Below are 6693 nucleotides of genomic sequence, written 5' to 3'. Positions count from 1 at the left end.
AACGCCGGCCGAAGTCGCACTTGCGCTTGATGTGCTCGAAGACATGATGGGTAGCTTTGAGGCTGGCAACATTTCACTCGGATATAATTTTACTGAGTCGCCAGACACGGCTGACGAGTCAGGCATTGATTACACACAAATTGGGCCAGTTAAGAATCTTCTGGCGTGCGAGCTTGCTGTGCATTTCGGCAAGGAATTAACACCTACATTAGCCCTAATGCAAGGCGCTGGGATGTCCTCTTTGTATGCATTTACAGCACAGACAAGACAGGTACAACCGCCACGTAGAATGCCTCGCGGGTCTGGTAATATGCGTTTGCAGCGTGTAAGTAACTTCATGGTACCAGTCGTTCAGCCTCCAATTTCATACCAGACAAACTATATGGCTATTGGGGATATAAACGACTTTTCGCAAAGCTTTGTTGATTGGCTCGGTTCTGAGTCGGTAACTACTTACACTTACACAAACACGAGCGGCCTACTTGTTAGCAATAACACAGAACTGAATGGAGTTATCAGCTACCGTGTAGAATGTCTTCATTCGGCTGCTAATTTTGAAACTGTAACGTTTACTGTTACAACAGACACAGGCCGTATAAATAATGTGACTGTTAATTTTAACTGCTCATAACAAGGAAAGTTTATGGCTTTTAATCAAGAGTCGCTAGACAGGGTTGCGATACAGTCGCGCGGTATTTTTAACAAATACGTCTATGAAACAAGCGACAGTAAAGCAGATGTGCTAGTGGCGGGATACTTTTCACAGTCTAGGTTTTCCATCATTGATAATGACGAGACAAACGGCAAAGGATGGAATCATGGAATTATTGAGTGCAATTGTTCTGATGGCGTAGTTATTGCCCAGATTGATGGCGCAACCGGAAGCGCGAATTTAATCCCAGCTAGTGGCAATGGGATTGCTCAAGTATCTATAACGCACCCAGCCGTCAACTACTTTGTTACTGTCGTGGGAACTGGTACGGCAGACCTAAACCCAGCATTGGGCGGTTATGTACAAGTACTAAATGGTTTTGCAGAGACTCTAAATAAAAATGGAGCATTCATCACGCTTGCAGATGGTCGTGTGCAGGTATTAAACGGTGGCGTTGTGCAGATCACTGGGTTTGCTGACGTGTCTCACTCAGAAAACAATACGAATGTAGGCGCTGCGTTTTCGGTAACTCGTGGCGGCTTTACTACGCTATCGGCTCGCGCAGTTCACTCCAAGCTACCAAATAAGCTACTAACAGGGGATATTGGTAACATATCTGGCACCGGAACGCTTGTTGCGCAAGCTGGCGACATTATCGGTCTGGCACTGGCAAGCAGTACCAGCGGGAACGTATCAATAACATCAAGCTCACTTGTATTTAACTTTATAGGGATAAACTAAAATGGCAGCAAAAAAGAAAGCAGTAAAAAAACCAATGATTAAAATCGAAGTTGAAATGGGTGGCGAAAAGAAAAAAGGCAGCAAGAAAGGCTGCTAAGTGTAGTGTTCTGAGTGGCTATCATAAACCTTATACGTGTTGACTGGTTGTTGTTTTGATAGTCTCTCAGCCCTATTTGTTGCGTTATCTTTTACGTTAAAACAAGATTCTTGGCGCGTGATTAACAGGCCATTTACATACCTTATTTCCATAACAAAATAGCGCTTAACTGCCATATAAAACCTATAGAGATGTCAAAATGCAAATACCGATGTTAAAGGGTGACAAGATAGGTAGCAATACCGACTATAGGGATGGATTGCTAACAAACATGTATGCGGTTAAGCGCGATATTTTGGGGGCCAAGGGCTACCTAATGTCATTTTATGGGTTGTCAGGTTTTGCAGAAGGTGGCGGGGTAGACCGAGGCGGCAAATGGGTTTCGCGTGAAGGGTTGGAGGGGCACTATAGACTGTCTGGCACTGACTTCATAAAAATAGACGAGAATGGTTTGGTAACTGTTTTGGGTGCAATTGCGGGGTCAGACCAAGCCAGCATCGATTTTTCATTTAATAATGTCGCAGTGGTTGCCGGTGGGAAATTATTCTATTACAACCCTACCGACGGATTTCGACAAATGACAGACCCAGACATCGGGACTCCTATTGATATTGTCTGGGTTGATGGTTATTTTTTCCTTACAGATGGCGAAACAATTTACCATTCAAACATTTTGAATGAAGAGCAGTATGAGCCACTGGCCTTTGCAAACGCAGAATTTATGCCGGATTCTTCCCGTGGTCTTGGCCGCACAGAAGAAAACGAGGTTCTTGTTTTTGGTGAGTTTTCAAAACAATCGTTTATAAACGTTGGCGCTACACCATTTGCTTTTCAGACAATCCCACGTAAAAACCAAAAAATAGGTATTCTTGGCGTCCATTGTAAAAAAGAATTGAGCGGGAAATGGTACACACTAAGTAGGCGCGAAAATACGGCACCATCCTTCCATATCATTAGCATCGGTACAGAACAATCAATTTCCACAAGGGAAACTGACGTTATATTGCAGTCTTACACAGACGACGAATTGTCGACGTCAACCGTCGACGCGTTTATAGATGGCAACGTAACCTTTATTATGTTCCACCTCCCGGGTCATACGCTTGTATTTAATGAGTCAGTTGCAGAAACATTTGGGCTAGAGTCGTCTTGGTCGATACTGAAGACAGACACTACCGGCGACCTAACTTACCGAGGCCGTAATATTGTTCGTGACCCAAGAAACGGGAAATGGCTAATTGGTGATAAGCGTGACGGCAATATAGGGGAGATAGACAGGACAATATGCACCCACTATGGCGCTATGGTTGAGTGGCTTATTCATACCCCAGCGGTAATGCTTGAAACAGGTTCAATCAATAAACTTGAAATAGAAACTATTCCTGGAGTTTCACCTGATAACGATGCAACTGTTTTTATATCTATGTCGCAAGATATGCGCGCCAATAGTATGGAATACAGCAAGGAATATGGCATGAATAATCAGTTTGGATTGCGTTTCATTGTGCGGCGCTTGGGGTATGTCAGAAGCTGGGTTACGTTTCGGTTGCGCGGCGTGTCACGGTCACGCATGGCGTTTTCTAAGTTTGACATAGAGGTTAGTTAATGGCCACACTTGCGCAGCAGCTTCAAACGTTACGGCCAAGTGCTTCTGACCTTAAGCATTTGGGATGGCCAGATTGGCTAGTTAACGACTACCTAACCTTGCTGGAGAATTTAATTCTTCTAGCCAGCAGTGATGACAATTTCTTAATAGTTTTAGATCAACTGCAAATTGATCTGGACGCCCTGACGTTACGGGTTGACGCTACAGAGGTTGATATAGCGGCGCTAGATGTTCGCGTCACTACTAATGAAGTCGACATTCTGCAAGTCACAACAGATTTGGCTACGCATGTTGGCGGGACTAGCGAGCATGGGGCGACCGGAAACATAGTTGGCACTAACGACTATTGTACAGAGGCGATTGGCGGCACTGTTTTGCGGGCTGCCATATCATCAAACGCAGTTGTATCAACCGCAACAGTGGCGCTACCGGCGATTGGAGCAGCTCCAGCGGCATACTCGCAAGCTTATGCCCAAGAGCAGTCGGACCTTATTAACGATATTCGCACCAACCACAATACAGCAGTAGCAGATTTAAATAATGCGATTGGCGTCGTTAATGATATAATCGCAAAAGCAAAAACAGCCAAGCAAATGAGCGTATGATTATAATTCAGCGAATTAGCAGCGCAGTAGCTAACGAGATTGTCGCAGATAGCGAGCTATCTAGGCGAGTATGCGACGACATGACTGACTTTGATCGAATCGAGCTTCCTGAATCTGATTTTTACTTTGGTTTTTTCTTTGAAGGTGAATGCATAGGCTTTGTGCATTTATCACCCGAAACCGCTGTTACGTATGTTATACATATAAATATAGTTGTTGGCTTTCGGCATCTTGCACTCGATTGCGCAAAACTGTTTTACAACTTCGCACTAAACACCTTTGCGCCAAACTTTCAAAAACTTACATCAAAAATACCTGTTACATTCCCTGACGTTTATGCATTCGCCAAGAAGTGTGGCTTTAAAGAAGAAGGGCTTGACCGTAAATCAATCTTAAGGGATGGCGTATTGATAGACCGCTACGCCCTTGGCATCACAAGAGAGGAGATTAAAAAATGGGTGGAGCTGTAGCTAAAATAGACCCTACAACCAGTGGTGGCCTAACTAACATCGGCCTTGGCGGCGTTGTCGGCGGAATGCTTGGCCCAGACGAGGCGCTTCAAAAGATTGATGACACCATAAGTGGCCAAGATCAAAAAGAGGCAGCAAGGGACGCTCTTGCCGCTCAAGAAGACGCAAACAAACAAGCCATTGCACTTGCGCGTCAACAATATGAAGACTTCCAGGCGATGACAGCCCCATATCGACAGGCTGGAGAATCATTTTTACCGCAACTTACAGCGTTTTTAGACCCAGCTGCGCAAGATGCTTTCCGGAAAGAGTCATTAAATACAGACGCATTTAAAAGCATTATCGATCAAACAACACAGCAATTAGCCGCGGCTGGGTCTGCTACTGGCGGTCTTCGATCTGGGAATATGCAGGACGCAATTGCCAAGTCTACATTCCAGCAGGCGCAATCCTATGGTGACACCGCAGTGCAGAACAGGCTAAACCAACTAACGCAAGGCGTCAATTTAGGACTTGGGACACTAGGCACTACAATGAATGCACTTGGTCAGGCTGGCCAAAGCGTCCAGCAGGGCATGATTAATCAGGGCAACATCGCAGCGCAGCAAGCCATTGCATCAGCACCAGCGGGCATAAGCCCTTGGCTGCAATTAGCGGGCACTGGCGCACAAATTTACGGAGCGACTATTTAATGGCACAAGCACCTGACGTTCTAGGATATTTAAACCAGCCAAGCCAATTTAACCAAGGTTTTGCAGCGCTTGGTCAGGGTATCGCCTCCGTGGCAAAAGCTAAAAAGGCGCAAGAGGCCGAACAAGCGGCGCAACAAGAAAAGGAAGCAGCTATTGCAGGGCAAAAAAACGCTGCAATGAAGCTGGCAGCAATGGAGCAGACAGAAGACCCCAATATCAGGGAGCAACTGTTTATAGAAGCGTATCAGTTAAGCCCTAATTTCGTTAAAGGGTTTATTGATACATATAAGTCTACCCAACAGGGCTTAGGGTCAGAAGGGAACCTCCAGTTTGGTGCGCAGGAAACGCTAAAAGATGAGGATGGAAATCTGTTTTTCGCAACTTCTGAACGAAACCCAAAAGGCGGCTTTAAAAGTGTTTTTGCAGCTATTGACGGGACTGACAAAAAACCTGTAGGAAAGCTAAGCGTGGCCGGTGCATACGGACAGACTGGGCAAGAGCGTATTACACAAGTTGGACAAGAAGCATCTGCCCGTGAGCTGGCCAGCCAAGGCATTAAAATGCAGACTGAACCAAAACTACAGGCAGACATTGCAAACGCAAAAATTGCAGCAGAGTCGCAGGCCAAGAAAATGGTGCAGCAGTCTGGGCAGAGTCAAAAGCTAGAAGATGCAGATATGATCTACAAGTCTTTAACCTCGGCTGATTTAGACCTTATTTACGGAAAAGGAGAAGAGTGGTACCCGAAGTTTTTTCGCTCACAAAAAGGTATAGACCTTATTTCCCAGAAAGAGCAGTTAATCAATATGCTTAATATGGCAGCTCGCGGAGAGCTTGCAGGACAAGGCCCGATAACAGAGGGTGAGCAAGGGATGCTAAGCAAAGCATCGTCAGTATTGTCAGACCAAAACATAAGCCCATCACTCGCAAAACGTGCAATTGATGATGCAATGCGTATTTTATATAAAAATGCAGGGCGCGACTTTTCAAAAAGCAATCCTGCCCAGACTAATCAGCAGTCACCTACCGGCGGCGCTATTAACTGGAGTGATTTGTAATGGATGTTACGCTCCCTAATGGATATGTAATTCAAGGAATACCAGAAGGCACTACAAAAGAGGAAATTAAGCGCAAAGCTATTGCCGCTGGCTATGCGTCGGAACTTGATTTCCAACAAGCAGGTGAGCAAGCACCAAGTAATGACGCACCAGATATTTATGGTGACGACGTTGCCGCCACAAATGTTGTGCAGCAAGTTGATGACTCGACCTTTGCCGATAAAGCCATTGGCGCTGGAGAGGCTGCGTTAACCGCTGTAACTGGCGCGACAGGTGGAACTATTGGAATGATCGGCGGGGCACTCCGCGGTATAGCAGAAGAAATGCGTGCCGGAAACTTCGGCACAAGCGAGGCAGCAAATCGGATAGAACAACATGCCGCAGACGTTATGCGTAAATTCACTTATGAGCCTAGAACAGAAAAAGGGCGCGAATATATCCAAGATCTAGGTGAAGTTGCAAGCGTAGCAGCGCCGCTTGCAGGGCTTGGCGGCGAATTGGCGCAAATCGGTATGATGGCAAAGGCTTCTGCGCCACAAGTTGTTAGTGCTGCAAAACCGATTGCGCAGGCGGCAAAAAAATCAGTATCTCCGATTGTTCAGGCTGCGAAACCGGCATCTGATATTGCAAAGGGTCTTTTTACATATCAAACGCCAACCAAGCAACGCATTGCTGCGCTTATTGAAAAGGGTGTACCTGACGCCGACACGGCAAAATACAAGCTTCTGGGTGGCGCATCTGCTGCTGCCGAAAGTCTTCAAGTAAGCTTCGT

8 protein-coding genes are annotated in these 6693 nt (G+C 45.9%); all 8 read left to right on the top strand.

The window, feature by feature from the left end; genetic code table 11:
• On the top strand, nucleotides 1–631 hold a 631-nt coding region (locus tag IPP74_15590; GenBank protein MBL0320697.1), incomplete at its 5' end, for a hypothetical protein.
• Nucleotides 632–643: 12 nt separating this feature from the next.
• Nucleotides 644–1393, top strand: coding sequence for a hypothetical protein (locus IPP74_15585; GenBank protein MBL0320696.1), 750 nt, complete (start codon nucleotides 644–646; stop codon nucleotides 1391–1393).
• 296 nt (nucleotides 1394–1689) lie between these two features.
• Nucleotides 1690–3096 (top strand): hypothetical protein, encoded by a 1407-nt coding sequence (locus tag IPP74_15580; protein MBL0320695.1) that lies wholly within the window; start codon nucleotides 1690–1692, stop codon nucleotides 3094–3096.
• A complete protein-coding gene (locus tag IPP74_15575) occupies nucleotides 3096–3701 on the top strand; it encodes a hypothetical protein (protein ID MBL0320694.1) in 606 nt (201 codons plus the stop codon). Before IPP74_15580 ends, IPP74_15575 begins: the two co-directional genes overlap by 1 nt.
• A gap of 80 nt (nucleotides 3702–3781) precedes the next feature.
• Complete coding sequence (locus IPP74_15570) at nucleotides 3782–4171, top strand: GNAT family N-acetyltransferase (GenBank protein MBL0320693.1); 390 nt, start codon at nucleotides 3782–3784, stop codon at nucleotides 4169–4171.
• Nucleotides 4156–4863, top strand: a complete 708-nt coding sequence (locus IPP74_15565) for a hypothetical protein (GenBank protein ID MBL0320692.1) — start codon at nucleotides 4156–4158, stop codon at nucleotides 4861–4863. The genes IPP74_15570 and IPP74_15565 overlap by 16 nt, the downstream gene beginning before the upstream one ends.
• A complete protein-coding gene (locus IPP74_15560; GenBank protein ID MBL0320691.1) occupies nucleotides 4863–5921 on the top strand; it encodes a hypothetical protein in 1059 nt (352 codons plus the stop codon). Before IPP74_15565 ends, IPP74_15560 begins: the two co-directional genes overlap by 1 nt.
• Nucleotides 5921–6693: hypothetical protein (locus IPP74_15555; GenBank protein MBL0320690.1), on the top strand; the 773-nt coding region annotated here is incomplete at its 3' end. The genes IPP74_15560 and IPP74_15555, both read left to right, overlap by 1 nt.

It is taken from the genome of Alphaproteobacteria bacterium (genome assembly GCA_016722515.1).
Lineage (GTDB): Bacteria > Pseudomonadota > Alphaproteobacteria > Rickettsiales > JADKJE01 > JADKJE01.
Note: the sequence above shows the minus strand (reverse complement) of the source record. Positions and strands in the feature narration are given on the sequence as shown.